This window comes from Nocardia sp. FBN12 (assembly GCF_050320175.1).
Classification (GTDB): Bacteria; Actinomycetota; Actinomycetes; order Mycobacteriales; family Mycobacteriaceae; genus Nocardia.
Genome location: NZ_CP190048.1, coordinates 2,627,362 through 2,643,973, shown reverse-complemented (window position 1 = coordinate 2,643,973; position 16,612 = coordinate 2,627,362). Strand labels below are relative to the sequence as shown.

General features: G+C 67.4%; 12 protein-coding genes. 10 read left to right on the top strand and 2 right to left on the bottom strand.

Translation table 11 applies throughout. From position 1 onward, the window contains the following. Positions 1-117 precede the first annotated feature (117 nt). From ACQHI0_RS12815 to ACQHI0_RS12800, 4 genes are all read left to right on the top strand, one after another. On the top strand, positions 118-1,734 hold the full coding sequence (locus ACQHI0_RS12815; RefSeq protein ID WP_427908155.1) for a PucR family transcriptional regulator: 1,617 nt from the start codon (positions 118-120) through the stop codon (positions 1,732-1,734). 75 nt (positions 1,735-1,809) lie between these two features. Next, positions 1,810-3,252: a serine hydrolase domain-containing protein gene (locus ACQHI0_RS12810; RefSeq protein ID WP_427908154.1), complete on the top strand. Its 1,443-nt coding sequence runs from the start codon at positions 1,810-1,812 to the stop codon at positions 3,250-3,252. Continuing rightward, entirely contained in the window at positions 3,249-4,739 is a 1,491-nt protein-coding gene (locus ACQHI0_RS12805) for an amidohydrolase family protein (protein WP_427908153.1), read from the top strand. Before ACQHI0_RS12810 ends, ACQHI0_RS12805 begins: the two co-directional genes overlap by 4 nt. A gap of 17 nt (positions 4,740-4,756) precedes the next feature. After that, the gene (locus ACQHI0_RS12800; RefSeq protein ID WP_427908152.1) at positions 4,757-5,338 is read left to right on the top strand and encodes a TetR family transcriptional regulator; all 582 of its coding nucleotides are present in this window, start codon (positions 4,757-4,759) and stop codon (positions 5,336-5,338) included. A 23-nt stretch (positions 5,339-5,361) separates the two neighbouring features. Here ACQHI0_RS12800 and ACQHI0_RS12795 read toward each other — a convergent pair whose 3' ends face one another. After that, positions 5,362-6,942: a carboxylesterase/lipase family protein gene (locus tag ACQHI0_RS12795; RefSeq protein ID WP_427908151.1), complete on the bottom strand. Its 1,581-nt coding sequence runs from the start codon at positions 6,940-6,942 to the stop codon at positions 5,362-5,364. Between the two features lie 232 nt (positions 6,943-7,174). After that, positions 7,175-8,131 (bottom strand): LysR family transcriptional regulator, encoded by a 957-nt coding sequence (locus ACQHI0_RS12790; protein WP_427908150.1) that lies wholly within the window; start codon positions 8,129-8,131, stop codon positions 7,175-7,177. A 224-nt stretch (positions 8,132-8,355) separates the two neighbouring features. Here ACQHI0_RS12790 and ACQHI0_RS12785 point away from each other — a divergent pair, with 224 nt between their 5' ends. From ACQHI0_RS12785 to ACQHI0_RS12760, 6 genes are read left to right on the top strand one after another with little or no spacing between them, the layout of a single operon-like run. Then, positions 8,356-9,969: a class I adenylate-forming enzyme family protein gene (locus ACQHI0_RS12785; protein ID WP_427908149.1), complete on the top strand. Its 1,614-nt coding sequence runs from the start codon at positions 8,356-8,358 to the stop codon at positions 9,967-9,969. Further along, positions 9,966-10,853: an SDR family NAD(P)-dependent oxidoreductase gene (locus ACQHI0_RS12780; RefSeq protein WP_427908148.1), complete on the top strand. Its 888-nt coding sequence runs from the start codon at positions 9,966-9,968 to the stop codon at positions 10,851-10,853. The genes ACQHI0_RS12785 and ACQHI0_RS12780 overlap by 4 nt, the downstream gene beginning before the upstream one ends. Next, positions 10,846-12,384: an AMP-binding protein gene (locus ACQHI0_RS12775; RefSeq protein ID WP_427908147.1), complete on the top strand. Its 1,539-nt coding sequence runs from the start codon at positions 10,846-10,848 to the stop codon at positions 12,382-12,384. Before ACQHI0_RS12780 ends, ACQHI0_RS12775 begins: the two co-directional genes overlap by 8 nt. A gap of 12 nt (positions 12,385-12,396) precedes the next feature. Then, positions 12,397-13,941: an acyl-CoA carboxylase subunit beta gene (locus ACQHI0_RS12770; protein WP_427908146.1), complete on the top strand. Its 1,545-nt coding sequence runs from the start codon at positions 12,397-12,399 to the stop codon at positions 13,939-13,941. Between the two features lie 8 nt (positions 13,942-13,949). Further along, positions 13,950-15,758: an acetyl/propionyl/methylcrotonyl-CoA carboxylase subunit alpha gene (locus ACQHI0_RS12765; RefSeq protein ID WP_427908145.1), complete on the top strand. Its 1,809-nt coding sequence runs from the start codon at positions 13,950-13,952 to the stop codon at positions 15,756-15,758. Further along, positions 15,755-16,612, top strand: a complete 858-nt coding sequence (locus ACQHI0_RS12760) for an SDR family oxidoreductase (protein WP_427908144.1) — start codon at positions 15,755-15,757, stop codon at positions 16,610-16,612. Before ACQHI0_RS12765 ends, ACQHI0_RS12760 begins: the two co-directional genes overlap by 4 nt.

The window sequence follows — 16,612 nt, the reverse complement described above, 5'->3', positions numbered from 1 at the left end:
GCCCACTGCGGGTGTTCGCCAAGGCTACCGGTGGGACCGACCGGGTGTTCATCGATCTGGACGGCGGCCGAGCATTGGACCTGCGTGTTCGCCGATTAGACTACCGAGGAGAGGGTGATGATCGTGATCAGTGGGCCGCTGCCGAGCCTGGGCCGGATCGTGGACGACCTCGGGAGCACGCTGGTAACCGCGGTTGCCGGGCCGTCCACTGCGGATCTACGGGCGGGTTCGGTGTCGATCTACGACCCCGCGGACGGCGTCGACGTCTCTCCGGAGGGAATCCTACTGGGCGTCGGCGTCACGGAGGCCGCGACGGTCAAGGCGCTGCTCATCGAACTCGAGCGATGTGGCGGTACAGCCTTGCTGTTGAAGTCACCGGTTCCGCTCGACGACGCTATTCGCAGGGATGCGGTGAGCCGCAACGTTTGTGTGCTCGAGGTCAGCAGGGCCGCATCGTGGGCGCAGCTGATCATATTGTTGCGCGCCATGCTCGATCCGCCCGAGTTCGGTGAGCCCGGCCAGGAGATCGCAGGGTACCCGAGCGGGGATTTGTTCCAATTGGCCAACGCCATCAGTTCGTTGGTGGACGCACCGATCACGATCGAAGACCGTTCATCCCGAGTACTCGCGTTCTCCGGCGGGCAGGCGGACACCGACGAAGGCAGGGTCCAGACCGTGCTGGGCCGTCAGGTCCCCGGTCGATACGAGCGCCAGCTGACTGAGCTCGGAATCTTCCGGGAGTTGTATTGGAGCACGGACCCGGTGTATGTCCCGTCGCTCTGTGACGACATCAAGCCGCGTACGGCGATCTCCATACGCGCTGGCGATGAGGTGCTGGGTTTCGTCTGGGCGGTGGTATCCGAACCCCTGCTCGAACACCGCAGGCAGGCATTGGTCGACGCCGCCAAGATCGTTGCGCTGCACTTGCTGCGAGAACGCGCAGGTGCGTCCGTCGATGCCCGGTTACGCGCGGAACTTCTTGCCCGGTTGCTCCGCGGATCCGGTGACGCGCACGAGACAGCCAGGCAGCTCGGCCTGGCGAAGGAACCGGTGTCCGTCTTGGCTGTCGAGCTCGCCGACAGCGCTGATGAGAACGACGCCGTGAAGCGGACCACGGAAATCCGCCGAGTCGCCGGTGCGCTCGATGTCTACCTGAGCGCACTGTGCCGATCTGCTGCGGTGACAACCCTCGGGGATGCCGTTTACGCCTTGTTCCCGGCATCGAGCGAGCAGGCGGCGTTGCGGGTAGCGGAGGATTTCGTGAAGCGCATGGGATCACCGGTCACGCTGAGAGCAGGGGTCGGACGCGTCGTGGAGATGGCCGACCGGATCGTGAGATCTCGCGCCGACGCCGACGCCGTGCTCAGGGTCCTGCGCGAATCGACGCGAACCGAACGCTGTGCCACGGTCGGGTCCGTACGCTTGGATCTGATGCTTGTGCGCCTGGCCGACATCCTCGACCAGGACGAACGTGACGACTCGTGCCCGGTCGCCCTCCTGCTGGCGTACGACGCCGAACATCGCGCGGACTTCACCAATACGCTCGCCGCCTACCTCGAGGCATTCGGTGACATCGCGAAAGCTTCCGCTGCGGTGCGGATCCACCCGAACACCTTCCGCTATCGGCTCAAACGGCTGTGCGAGATCAGCGGATTGGAGCTCGCCGATCCCGACGCCCGCGTCGAGGCGTTGATCGACCTGCGGCTCCGCCGACTCCGAACGCGGCCGTCGTAGTACGGGCGAACGTCGGGGTGCACTCGGTGAGATCAACGAACCAGGCAACCTGATTTCGTTCGTGCTCACGATGTGATGGGGCACACAATCCGCCTACTCTCGCTCAAATCATCTTATGGAGCTAGTCAAGGGAGACTGTCGATGACCATCGACACAACAGCACTCACGTCAGTGGCGGAAACGACCGCTGCTGAGCTGGGCATCGTCGGCGCCCAGGTCGCGCTGGCCATCGACGGCGAATTCGTCGAATGTCCGGTGGGCATCGAGAACGTCACCACTGGCCGCGCGGTCACCGCGGACACGTTGTTTCAGATCGGGTCGACTACGAAGGTCTTCACGGCCGCGCTGGTCATGCAGCTGGCCGATGCCGGCATGCTGGATATCGACAAGCCAGTGGCCCAGTTCCTGCCGGGATTCCGGCTCGGCGACGAGGATGCGACCGCGACCGTGACGCCTCGGCACCTCATGTCGATGACCAGCGGAATCGACAACGGGCCCTACATCGACACCGGTCGGGGCGATGACGCCGTCCGCGCGCTCGTGCAGCTGCTGGCGCATATCCCAGTGATCGCCCAACCCGGTGAGATCTTCGGATACAACAACGCCTCCGCTGATATCTCGGGGCTCCTGGTGGAAACGCTGACTGGCACGACCTGGGATGCGGCGCTCCGGGACCGGCTGCTCGCGCCCGCCGGGCTGCAGCACTCGGCAAGTCTGCCCGAGGAGCAGATCTACCATCCGATTGCTGTCGGCCATACCCCCACCGAGGGCGGGTTCGACCACGTCAAGCAGTGGACTGTCGGTCGCGGACACGGTCCGGCCGGTTCGATCCTGGCATGCAGCGCCGGAGATCTCGTCCGGTTCGGGCAGCTGTTCCTGCGCGGCGGCCTCGCGGCCGACGGCACGAGGGTGCTCTCGGAGCACTCCGTCGCCGAGATGCAGACCCGCCAAGTGGACCTGCCCACCCAGGGGATGGCGGACGGTTGGTGCGTCGGCCCGTACACCAAGAACTGGGGCGGCAAGCAAATCTTCGGCCATTTCGGCTTCAGCCCATGCGGCTCGTCGACTCTGCTCTGGGTCCCTGAGTTGCACACCGCCGTCGCGGTGACCGTCAACGTCGCCATTCGCGGCGCCCACTTCGCTGACCGGGTCTTCGACTACGTGTTCGCGGAGCTGCTCGGCGTCCAGCGACCGACTCGTCCGGCCAAGCGTCCCGGCAGCGCGATTGACACCGAGCCCTACGTCGGCACCTACGAGACCGCTGACCGCAGGTATGGCGTGACCGCCAAGGACGGAGCACTGTTCGTGAGCCTGATGGCCAAAGATCCGGAAGGTTCGCTCGGGGTGGCCTCGGAGCCGGTCACGACGGAACTGTACCCGCTGGACGATCACCGGTTCATTCTCGCCGATGACGTGCTCGGCGGGGATCCGCTGTGGGATGCCGCCTTCATCGTCGGCGACGGCCAAAAGGCCACCCACTTCGTGGGCGGCGTCTTCGCGGCACGGCGCGTAGCGTGAGCACCGAGAGCGGCACTTCGCCGTGCGACGTCGTCTTCGCCGGGGCCCGGGTGATCGACCCGGAGACCGGTCTGGACGGCATCCGCAATGTCGCAGTCACCGGCGACCGCATCACCGATGTGTCCGAGGCTCCCCTGATCGGTCGGCGGACTGTCGACGTCAGGGGGCTGGTGCTCGCCCCGGGCTTCATCGACCTGCACAGTCACGCGCAGTCCCGGACCGGCCTGCTCCTGCAGGCGCTCGACGGGGTGACCACCGCGCTGGAGCTGGAAACGGGAGCCGCATCGGTGAACGCAGCCATCGCCGCCGCCGAGCTGGAGGGGCGGCCGGTGAACTTCGGGTATTCGGCGTCCTGGCTGCTGTCTCGGATGATGCTGTTCGACGGCGCGCCACCCGATGATCCGATGTTGATGGTCACGGCGAACTGGGGAGGTTCCAAATGGAGCGCGCCGGCGAGCGACCGGGACGTGGGTCGTCTGCTCGATCATGTGGAAGCTGAGGTGCACGCCGGCGGGATCGGCATCGGCGTCCCCGTCGGTTACGCCCCCGAAACTGGGATCACCGAGTACTTCCGACTCGCGCGGCGCGCCGCCAAACTGGGCGTGCCGACGTTCACTCACGCCCGCTACACCTCCGCGCTGGAACCGCACAGCTCCCTGGAAGCGGTGCTGGAGGTCCTCGCGGCCGCGGCGGGTACCGGGGCGCACATGCATCTGTGCCATCTCAACAGCACATCCAACCGGATGATCGACGAGATCGCCGATGCGTTCGCCACCGCCCAGACGAACGGCCTTAGCGTCACCACCGAGGCATATCCCTACGGCTCCGGAATGACCGCAATCAGTGCCGACTTCGTGGCACCGGAGAAGCTGCCGCGGATGGGCATCTCGCCGAACCGGCTGCGCTACCTGCCGACAGGGGAGTTCGTCGCTGACACGGAGCGGCTGACCGAGCTGCGATCCAACGATCCCGCCGGCCTCGCATTCGTCCACTGGGCTGATGAGGCGCAGGAAGCCGACCGGAAGATGCTGTTGAGGTCGTTGCTGTTCACGGACTCCGCCATCGCGTCGGACGCCTCGCCGGTCGTCAGTCCGGGCGGCGCGATGGTGTTGCACGACTGGCCGGTGCCGCCCCACGCCCTGACTCATCCGCGCAGCAGCGGATGCTACGCGCGGACATTCGGCTGGCTGGTCCGCGAACTCGGCGTGCTCTCGCTGCCCGAGGCGGTCAGGCGGTGCACCTTGGTGCCGGCGCGGATCATCGAGGAGGCGGTTCCCGCGATGCGCCGGAAGGCGCGCGTCCAACCGGGTGCGGATGCAGACCTGATCGTCTTCGACCCGCAGACTTTCTCCGAGCAGGGTGGCTACAACTTCGTCGCACCCTCGACCGGTGTCCGGCACCTGCTGGTCGGCGGACAGTTCGTGGTGAGAGACGGTGAACTCGACACCGAATCCCGCGCGGGAAAGCCGATTCGAGGCGGGCAGTAAAGAAACGTACGCGATTCGTGCTGCGCCGCCACAGACCGGCCAAGGCCACGGTGGTGGACGTGGCTCGCGCTCTCGGGGTGAGCCACGCTGCCGTTTATCGGTACTTTCCTTCCAAAGCCGCACTCCGTGAGGCGGTCCGCCCGCCGCTGGATCGACCGCGCCTACGAAGGGCTTCGGGCCTGGCTGGCGATACGGCTCTCGCTCCGCCCGAACGACTTCGGGCCTGGCTGGCCGAGCTGTTCGCCGCGAAACGCGCCAAGGCGCGCGACGCCTCCGCGCTCACCGCCACCTACGCGGTTCTGGCAGCCGAGCACAACAGTGTGGTCGCCGAGCATGTCGCTGTCCTCGTCGGACAGATACGTTCCATCGTCACCGCCGCCATCTCATCCGGTGACTTCGGCGTCGAGGACCCGGCCACATCGGCGCAGGCCGTCTTCGATGCCACGCTGGGCTTCCACCACCCTGCGCATGCTGCTTCCTGGCAGGTCGCGGGCGTCGACACTGCATTCCACCACGTCTGCACCCTCCTCACAGACGGCCTGCGCGCCATCACCACTGAACTCCACGCGACTGCGAAGGAGTGCGCTGCGGTTCGCTGAGAACGCCGGCTTGTATCCGTGCGTCAGGCAGTTGCGGTTTCCCGGCCCGGAATTCGGAACAACGGCTTGGCGAGATCGGTGTTGCTGTATGCCTCCCACGCGCGGCGCTCGTCCTCGTAGGGGGCGTCGGCCACGTATGTCCGTTCTCCGATCATCATCGTGCGGCGGGCGTCTCCGTACCGAGGCCACTCACCGAGGTTCGGGGTCGACGGGTTGCCCGTGCGTGCGAAGGCAGCCCACGCGTCCATTACGGCGTGTGAGAGCGCGGCTGCCGCCGGCCCCTGCCCCCACTCCGCGGCGTAGTCCTCGGCGAGATCGTAGGTGCCGAATACGAAACCGATGTCGATGCCATGCGGCGAGCCGTAGGCGGCGTCGCCGCCGGGGGAGGTCCAGTTGAAGAGGTAGCCGTAGGAGTTCGGTTGGTGGCGGCGTTGGGCATCCAGTAGTCGCAGCGAGGGGATGCGCACGGTATCTGTCGCGATGGCTGCGGCGATATCAACCTCGCTGTCGCGGCCGAAGCGGTCGCGACGGGCCCGCCCGTAGATGGATGCCAGCTGTCGAACGTCGATGTCTCGGTGCACGAGCCGCCTGACCTTCTCGAACGGTGGCTCTCCCTCGGTGAACGCGGACACCACGAATATCTTGGCGACTTCATCACGGGTGGTGCCCACGATGAGCGGGATACTCGCGGCCGCTCCGGCGTCGACGGCGTCGACGATCGGCATCGGGAGGATATCGCCGTCGATGACGTGCCGGAGGTAGCGATCGGAGTTCGACGGGTCGGGTTCGAAGAAGCTCTTGAACAGGCTGGGTGCGGCCGCGAGGATCTTCTCCGGCGGGGCTGCCCTGAGCTCTGCGGCGTTGCTGGCCTTTAGCCCGATCCGGTCGGCGAACAGCCGCGCCAGATGGTTCGCGTGGTCGAGGTCGAGGCCGGGATGCCCGACGCCGCTCTGGGCGATGGCTTTGTGGAAAAGTCCCGCGGCTCGGGGCATGGAGAGCAGGGCGCCGACGGCCCATCCGCCGGCCGATTCGCCGAAGACGGTGACGTTGTCCTGGTCGCCACCAAAGGCGGCGATGTTGTCTCGGACCCACTCCAGTGCGGCCACTATGTCGAGGAGACCTTCATTGCCCGTCGCCGGGATCGCGCCGTCGGTCACCTCATCGAGCTTCATGAAACCGAGCGGGCCTAGCCGGTAGTTGATCGTGACGACGACGACATCGCCGCGCCGGGCGAGTTGCCCGCCGTCGAAGATAGGCTGGGATGCCGAACCCATGTTGTATCCGCCGCCGTGGATCCACACCATGACCGGTCGGCGGGCGTCATCGGTGCTCGGTGACCAGACATTGAGGTACAGGCAGTCCTCGTCTCGTGGGCCCTCGACGGCGAAGAGGTCGGCGGCAGAGACGGTGAGCGACTCCTGCGGGCACGCCGGGCTGAACGCCGTGGCCGGTCGCACGCCGTCCCAGCGCTCGGGCGGGACGGGCGGCATCCAGCGTCGCGCGCCGATGGGCGGTGCCGCGAACGGCAGGCCTTTGAAGGCGTACGTCCCGTGTTCTCGGCTGCCCTCGACTCTGCCGTACGTGGTCTCGATAACTGCGCTCATGCGGCTCTGCTCCTGCGTGTGATCTGCCTCGCTCAACGGCGAGATCGTCGCCCGACGGTACGGCAAACCGCAAGGTCCGAAACGTCGAACAGGCATGCACAATCCTGCAGACCGACAGTATTTTCTCGGACATTGACCGAACTGGACTGTTCGGGTATTCGCCCGCTACGGGCACAGCTGACAGCAGCTAGGAATGGCGAATCGTTCCGAGCCCCGGTTGCGTGCCGTCGGCTCACATGAAGGTTGTTGCCCGCCCGGAGGATTCGACTTCTTGCTCTGACCCGGCTGCGGCCGTCGACCCAGCGTGTTCGAGGGGAGCCGCGATTCGTGCCATTTCGCTCACGAGCGCCGCGACCGCCGGCCGGCGCAGGGCATCGGGATGGGCGACGAGCCAGTACTCCATCGGAAGGGCGAACTCGTCGGGCAGAATCCGCACGAGGTCGTCGTAGTCGGCGACCACAAAGTTGGCGAGAGGTCCGATTCCGGCGCCTTCTCGTGTCGCGGCGAGGTGGGCGATCGGATCGGTGGACGTGACGGACTCGCGGACCGTGGGGAGGTATCGACGGCCGACATCGACGCCCTCGACCTGAAGCAACGAGGAAACGTAGTAGACCAGGCGGTGTTCGACGAGGTCTTCGAGCGTTGTCGGCGTTCCGTGCCGTCGGAGGTAGTCGCGGGAGGCGTAGAGCCCGACCGTGTAGCCGGTCATCCGATATGCCTCGGCCTGGATGGTTTCGGGCCGGCCGAGAACGACTTCGAGGTCGACACCGGACCGGTGTTGCGCCGGCCGCTTGAGCGCCGACAGGATCTCGACGCGGACGCCCGGGTGGCGCTTGTGAACCCTGGCCGCGGCGGGCGCCGCGACGTACACGCCGAAGACGGTCGGGTTCGAGATCCGGACCACGTCCTCGATTCCCGGCGCGGACAGCGTCTCGCGCGCCAGGCTTTTCATCACGTCGTCGAGCCGTTCGGCAGCGGCGAGCACACGTGTGCCGAGCGGGGTCATCTCCCATCCGCCCGGCACCCGCAGCAGCAGCTTGCCGCCGACGGTGCGTTCGAGGGCGGCAATGCGTCGCGAGATCGTTACGTGGCTCAACCCGAGTTTCTCTGCCGCCCGGGTGTACCTGCCTTCCCTGGCCACCTCGAGGAACATCAGCAAGTGGTCGGCACTGGGTTGCGCTGGAGTCATGAGTGCACATTAACGCACAGCCACAGTGGCGATTCGTCCATTGACTGCACTCTTGTGGGCATAGAAACTCGATCTCGTCGGGAGTAGCGCGGATCACACCATTCGGTTGGTGGATCGGCAATCCGCACTCGACGGAATCGTTTCGCCGGCTTGCAGGCCTCTTACTTTTCGCACCTTCGTGTGCACTCGCGGATCTGCATGTCCTGACCCAATGGAGGGAAACAGTGTCATGCGAGGTCTTCGCCCGGACATGGGCGACCACGGTGCACGAGCACGGTGAGCGTCCGTTTCTTGTCTTTTGCTCCGAGACGAGCGGGGTGACGCAGTGGTCGTATCGCGAGTTCGACGCGATCGTCGGCAAGGTGGCGAGGTCTCTCACGGACGCGGGAGTCCGTCCGGGCACATCGGTGCACGTAGTGCTACGTAACTGCCCGGCGTTCGTCGCGCTCTGGCTCGCGGCCGCCCGGCTGCGCGCGTGCCTGGTGCCGGTCGACCCGGCTTCGTCAGCGCGCGACGTCGCCCGCCAGGTCGATCGTGTGCGCCCGGTGGTCGGGGTCTGCGGCGTGCCGCGCGCCGATATCTACCGTGCGGGTGCAGGCGACGCGGTCCCGCTGTTGTTCGTGCTGGCTGAGGACGCCTCCGACCTCGACTCCGGTGCCTGCCTTGTGCGCGGGGACGGTGCAGCGCCTGGGGCAGACGCCACCCCGTCGGACCGGCTCTCGGTGATGTTCACTTCGGGCACCACGTCCGAGCCCAAGGGCGTTGTGCTCACGCAGGGAAACTACGCGCACGTGGCCGCCACAATGGCGCAGGCCGTCGATCTCCGGCCGCACCACCGCTGGTTCGTCACGCTCCCGCTGTTCCATGCCAACGCCCAGTACTACTGTTTCGCGCCGGCGATCGCGATCGGCGCGAGCGTCGCACTCGCGGCCACGTTCAGCGCCTCGGGCTGGGTAGCTCAGGCGCGCGAACTCGAGGTCACCCACGCGAGCCTGTTCGCCGCCCCGATTCGAATGATTCTTGCCCGCTGTCCCGGTGATATCGAGCCGTTGACGCTCGAACACGTGTGGTTCGCGCAGAATCTCGGTGCCGAACATTACGAGCGGTTCGCCGAGCTGGTGGGGACCCGGCCCCGCCAGCTCTACGGCCTGACCGAATCGGTCGCGGTGGTATGCGCGGACACGAGCGATACGCCACGCGCCGATGTCATAGGCCGCCCGCTGGGGCGACGTATCCGCGTCGAGAGCCCCGGCACCGATCGACCGGCTGACATCGACGAGCCCGGGATGCTCTCCGTGTGCGGTACACCGGGTATCGATTTGTTCCTCGAATACCTCGACGATCCGGAGGCGACTGCTGGCGCCTTGCACACCGCTGACGGCGACACCTGGTTCTCGACCGGTGATGTGGTCGCGACCGACACCGAGGGAGTAGTGCGTTTCATCGGTCGTGCCGACGATGTCGTCAAGGTAGCCGGCGAGAACGTCAGCCTGACCGCAGTCGAGGCGACGGTCGCCCAGGCGCCCGGTGTACTCGAGGCCGCGGTCGTGGCCCGGCCGGATCCCGTACGCGATGTCGTCCCGGTCGCCTACATCGTCGCCCGCGACCCGAGCGATCCACCGCAGCCGGCGCAGCTCGCCGCGTGGGCCGCGGAGAACCTCGCGCCGTCCGCTCGACCCCACGACTGGGTGTTGGTCGACGCGCTTCCCCGGACAAGTGTCGGCAAGATCCGTCGCTTCCAGATCGCTTCCGCGGCGGCACCTCCCGACGCGGATCGAGCGGCCGGCCCGGACACCTCGACCGACCTTCACCCGACAGCCCGAGGAGTACACCTGTGAACACGACGTGCGAAGGGATGGTCGCGATCGTCACTGGTGCCGGAGCAGCCGGCGACGGCATCGGCAACGGTCGTGCGGCGGCCATCCGACTCGCGGCAGCGGGGGCGAAGGTCGCCCTGGTCGACGTCGGCGACTCGGTGGTACGCACCGAGGAGATGATCACCGAACGCGGAGGCACCGCGGCGGCCTACCGCTGCGACGTCACCGAAGACGCGGGCGTTGCGGCTGCCGTCGCCGACGTCGTCGACCGCTGGGGCCGCATCGATGTCCTGTTCAACAACGTGGGTGTCGCAGGCCCGGCGGGCACCGTTGTCGACGTCGATCTCGATGCCTGGAACCGGTGCATCGACGTCAACCTGACCTCGATGCTCCTCGTTTCCCGGCATGTCGTGCCCGTGATGGCCGCGGGCGCCGGCGGCTCGGTCATCAATATGTCGTCGCTCGCCGGTATCCGCGGCGGCCACGCCGGGATCGCCTACGCGACGACCAAAGGTGCCGTGCTGAGTCTGACCCGGGCGATGGCCGCGCACCACGGGAGACAGGGCGTCCGCGTCAATGCCGTTGCCCCCGGTCTGGTCCACACCCCGATGGTGGCGACGAAGTCCGGTGCCGGCGCCGCATTCCGGGAGACTCGCGCGTCGCTCAACCTGCTGGGGACCGAGGGCACCGGCTGGGACGTTGCCGAGGCCGTGGTGTGGCTGGCGAGCCCGGCATCGCGCTGGGTCACCGGAACGGTCCTGCCGGTCGATGCCGGCGCCTCGTCGTACTCGTCGGCGATCGCCCTGTCGATCACCGACAGTGGCGCCACCGACGCGGCAATGCCCGCCCCCGAATCAGCGGAAAAACCGCGCAAACAGCATGAGGAAGGGCCACATCATGGCTGAGCAGTACCTGCGATCCGGCGATCAGTTCCGCACGGCCGCACAGGCCAAGGAACGGTCGCTGCGGATCGCCGCCGTCCTGCGCGAGCGCGGATTGCGGACCGGTGACCGGTACGCGATCGTCATGCGCAATGAACTCACGTACGTCGAGGCCGCTCTGGCGGCCACGTCGATCGGCGCTATTCCGGTCCCCGTCAACTGGCACTGGACCGGTGCCGACCTCGAACACATCCTGCGCGACAGCGAGAGCAAGGTCATCCTCGTCCACAGCGATCTCCTCGACGCGGTCGAGGTCCACAAGCCGGAGTCGTCGACGATTGTCGAAGTCGAGGTCCCCGAGTTCGTCGCTCGTGCGTACGGCGTGGACAAGCCCGGACCTACCGGCAGGTACGAGGTCCTCGAGACGCTGATCGAAGCGACGGAACCGGTGCCGGACACGGTGATCACCCCCTCGCTCGGCCTCATCTACACCTCGGGCACGACCGGGTTCTCCAAAGGGGTCGTGCGTAACCGAGTCGAGGATCCCGAGGGGCTGGCCCGGAACATGGGCAAGGCGTACCGGATGGACGACCCGTCGTGGACGACGCTGGTGACGGCTCCGCTCTACCACGCCTCGCCGCTCTATCAGGCGACATTCGCCGCCGCCCTGGGCATGAACATCGTGGTGATGCCCAAGTTCGACGCGGTCGAGTTCCTCCGGTCGGTCGCCGACGAGCCGATCCACCACGCCCAGGTCGTCCCGACCATGATCCGGCGACTGATGAGCCTGGATCCGGCGATTCGGGAGTCCTACGACGTATCCACACTGAAGTCGGTCCCGCACAGTGCCGCGCCGTTCCCCGCGGAATTGAAGAAAGCCGCGATCGAGTGGCTCGGCCCGGTCTTCCACGACTTCTACGGTGGCACCGAGACGGGACCGGTGGTCGCCTGCTCGAGCGAGGAGTGGCTGCGCCACCCCGGCTCTGTGGGCCGTCGCTTCGAGGACGGTGATTTCCGCATCCTTCGCGACGACGGAACGCCGGCGGAGATCGGCGAGCCGGGTCGGATCTACCTCAAGTCGATGGCGCCGTGGCCCGACTTCACCTACCACCGCGACGCACAGAAGCGCCGTTCGGTGGAGGTGGACGGCTACATCACGCTCGGCGATATCGGGTACGAGGACGCCGACGGCTATCTCTACCTCACCGATCGGGCGACCGACATGGTGATCTCCGGCGGAGTCAACATCTACCCCAAGGAGATCGAGAACGTCATCCTCGGCCTCGACGACGTCGTCGATGTCGCCGTTATCGGCGTTCCGAACGAAGACCTGGGGGAGCACCTTGCCGCTCATGTCGAGCTGCGGCCGGGATCGCCACTGACCGCGTCCGATATCACCGGCCATGTGCGCGCCAACCTCGCGAAGTACAAGGTCCCGTCGCTCGTCGTGCTCGACGACGATCTCCCACGCGAGGAGACCGGGAAAATATTCAAACGGCGCCTGCGCGAACGCTACTGGCCCGCCTCGGCCGAGGCCGAGGCGTCGGCGGGCTGAAGGGATACGACGATGGCAGATCACCCGGGCGCGCTACAGACGCGCCGACTCATTATCAGCGACGCGGCGCGCACGGCGTCGGTAGACCGGCAGCACGACCTCGGCAAGGCAACCGCGCGCGAGCGGATCGACTATCTCCTGGACGCGGGCACCTTCGCCGAATACGGCGGTTTCGGCCTACCGGTGGAGGAAACGGGACCGGATGCGACGTCGCTCGCGGATGGTGTCGTGACCGGCACCGGTATCGTCGACGGCCGGCCCGTGTCGGTCGTGAGCTTCGACTACATGGTCTCCGGCGGCAGCCAGGCGGCAGTCGGAGGGCTGAAAGTGCAGCACGCGATACAGACGTCCCTGCGGTACGGCATTCCGCTCGTCCTGCTGATGGAAGGCGGGGGACACCGGATCAGTGAAGGGCTCGACAGCCGCGACTACGCCTGGGGCGGCCACGGGTTCTTCCAGGGTTTCGCCGACCTCTCGGGATACGTCCCGATGGTGACGGCGATCCTCGGGCCGAGCTTCGGGGGGCCGACGAACTTCGCGGCGCTGTCCGACTATGTGGTCGCGGTCCGCGGGACCTCGTCCATGGGAATGGGGGGCCCGGCCCTCGTCGAGGCGGCGACCGGCGAGAAGATCGACAAGGAGACGCTCGGTGGCGCCGACCTCCAGGGCTCACTCGGTGTCGTCGACTACGTTGCGGCATCGGAGCGTGAGGCGCTCGACTCGCTGCGCGCTGTGCTCGGATACCTGCCGACCAACTGCGAGCAGGCACCTCCGCGAATCCGGTCGGATATCCGCCCCGACCCCGCCTCGGGGACGCTCGACACGCTCGTTCCGCTCAATATGTCCGAGGCATACGACATGAGGACGGCCGTCCGCGGTGTCGCCGACGCGGAGTCGGTGTTCGAGATCAAGCCGGCGTTCGCACCCAATATCGTCACGGCCCTGGCTCGCGTCGACGGTCGTCCGGTCGGCATCATCGCCAACCAGCCCCTCCACCTGAGCGGTGCGATGGACAGCCCCGCCTGTGAGAAGGCTGCACATTTCGTGGCCTGGTGCGACGCGTTCGGCCTGCCGCTGGTGTTCCTCGTCGATGTCCCCGGTTTCCTGGTGGGCACCGGATCGACGACCAGCCAGCTACCGCGCCGCAGCGGCCGGCTCCTCTATGAGCTGGGCGTCGCGACCGTCCCGCGGATCAGCGTCATCATGCGCAAGGGTTATGGCGGCGGGTATGTCGCGATGTGCGGTGGTCGTAGCTTCGATGCGGACCTCGCGGTGGCGTGGCCGACCGCGGAGATCTGTGCGATGTCGATCGAGGGCGCCATCGACGTGGCGTACCGACGCGACTACGCCGCGGCCGAAGACCCGCAGGCCCGGCGCGCGCAGCTCATCGCCGAGGTCCGCGACCGCGTGGGCGCGTTGCGTGGGGCAGAGGGATTCGGCCTGGACGACGTGATCGAACCGTCGGAGACCCGCGCTCGCATCATGCACACCCTGGCGATCTCGGACCGTCGCACGAACGGCCGGGTTGCCCGGTTCCGATCCATCTCACCCATCTAGGAGACGCCATGCTGAAGCGAGTGCTGATCGCCAACCGTGGCGAGATCGCGGTGCGCATCGCCCGGGCCTGCCGGGACGCCTCCATCGAGAGCGTCGGCCTGCACGCGGCCGGCGAGGCGCCGTACCACCTCACGCTGTGCGACGATACCGTCGAGCTGAGCGCCGGACCACGGACCTACCTCGATGCAGGCGAACTCGTTCGCCTGGCCCGGGAGACCGGCTGCGACGCCGTTCATCCCGGGTACGGCTACCTCGCCGAGGACGCGGAGTTCGCGCGTCTGGTGACCGAGGCCGGGATGACCTTCGTCGGACCGTCGCCGGAAGCGATCGCGCTGGCGGGCGACAAGGTCCGGGCCCGCAGCGCCGCGACCGCCTGCGGCGTCCCGGTGGTCGCCGCGAGCGAGGGCTACATCGAGGACGAGGACGAGATCGTCCGGTTCGGCGCGGCCCACGGCTGGCCCCTCCTGCTCAAGGCCGCGAACGGCGGCGGCGGGCGAGGTCAGCGCCTGGTCGCCGACGCCGAGCACGCCGCCGCCGCACTCGGGGAATGCCGCGAGGAGGCTGTGCTCGCCTTCGGGTCCGACGCGGTCTTCTGCGAGCAGTATCTCGATACGACGCGGCACGTCGAGGTCCAGGTGCTCGCCGACACCCACGGCGGGATCGCGATTCTCGGCGACCGCGACTGCTCCGTGCAGCGCCGCAACCAGAAACTCCTCGAGGAGGCCCCGGCTCCCGGACTGGCCGACGCCGTCCGCGACGGGCTGCACATGTCGTCGCGCACCTTGCTGCGCTCGATCGGATACACCGGCGCGGGCACCGTCGAGTTCCTCGTCACCTGCGACCGCTACTACTTCATGGAGATCAACGCGCGTATCCAGGTCGAGCATCCGGTGACCGAAGAAGTCTTCGGTGTCGATATCGTCCGCGAGCAGCTGCGCATCGCCGCCGGTGAGCCTTTATCGGTGGCCGAGGGCGAACCACGCGGTCACGCCCTCGAGGTGCGAATCAATGCCGAGGACGTCGAGCACGGATTCCTTCCGTCCCTCGGACAACTGGACGCGTTCTCGGTGCCGCACGCACCCGGCGTCCGCTTCGACGCCGGCTACCGCGCGACCGACACGGTGACCGGCGGGTACGACTCACTCCTCGGCAAGCTCATCGTCTGGGGACCGGATCGGGCGGCATGTCTGCAGCGCACGGTCGCAGCGCTGGACTCCGTGCAGATTGCCGGGGTCGACACCACGGTCCGGCTCGCCCGCGCGATCGTCGCCCACCCGGACTTCGCGAGCGCGCCGGTCACGACACGGTGGCTGACCGAGCATCTGGAGCGCGGCGACCTCGACCTCACTCCCCGCACCCCGGCAGTCGCCGCGGTGCGGCCCCCGACGTCGGTCGGGCTCGTGGACACACACACCGTCACCATCGACGGGCGTGCCGTCCGGGTGCCGTTCGCCCCCGGCTCCACGGCCGCTGTCGACGTGGAGGAAGCGCGCGTCGCCCTCGCCGGCGCCAACCCATGGCTCGCTGGGATCTCGGCGGACGACGAGGCGGACAGCGTATCCCGTCGCGTCGTCACCAGCCCGACCACCGGTTCGGTGACAACGGTGCATGCGAAGGTCGGCGCGCTGGTGGAAGAGGGCGACCAGCTCGTCGTCCTCGAGGCGATGAAGATGCTCGTCCCGGTCCCGTCGCCGATCACCGGACGGATCACCGAGGTCCACGCGAGTGTCGGCGACACCGTCAACCACGGCGAACCCCTGCTGGTGGTGGATGCCCACGCACCCGAGCATATCGAGCCACACGAGAGTGTTCAGTGATCACGCTATCGGGCCGTACCGCCTTCATCACCGGCGGTGCCCGCGGCATCGGCTTCGGCATCGCCCGCGCATTGGCCGAGCGCAACGTCGCCGTCGCGATCGCCGACGTCGACCGGGACGCACTCGACCGGGCGGCGGACGAGCTGGCACAGATCACCGAGGTGCGGGCGTACCGGCTCGACGTTCGCGACCGTGGCGCCTACGCCGAGGTCGCCGACGCCGCCGAAGCCGCGCTCGGCTCCGTGACCATAGTGGTGAACAACGCCGGAGTGCTCGACTCGATATCGCCCTCGCAGATGGATCACACCATGTGGGACTACGTGATGGGCGTCAACGCGGGCGGTGTCTACAACGGTATCCAGGCGTTCGTGCCGCGGATGATCCAGCGCAAGCACACGGGCCATATCGTGAACACCTCGTCGGTCGCCGGCCTGTACGTCGGTGGGCCCGGACTGCTGTACAGGTCCGGATTCCTCTACCACGCATCGAAGTTCGCGGTCGTCGGGCTCAGCGACTCGCTCCGCCTGGAGTTGGCGCACCACGGCATCGGTGTGAGCGTGCTGTGTCCGGGGCCGGTAGCGACCGGCATCGTCGACAACACCCGCCGACGGCGACCCGAGAACGCCCCCGCGCACTCCCGCAGGATCGCTTCGATCCTCGACACCGCGCACGAATCGCTGAACGAGCAGGGAATTCCCCCGTCGGAGGTGGGCGAAATGGTGACCGCGGCAATCATCGGAGACCGTCCATACATCCTTACCGAGAACGTCTCGGCAGGGCCCATCCGCGACCGCGCCGACGCATTGCTCGCAGCGATGCCGGCGTCGCTCGCCCCGCAAGAGGAGAACCAGTGA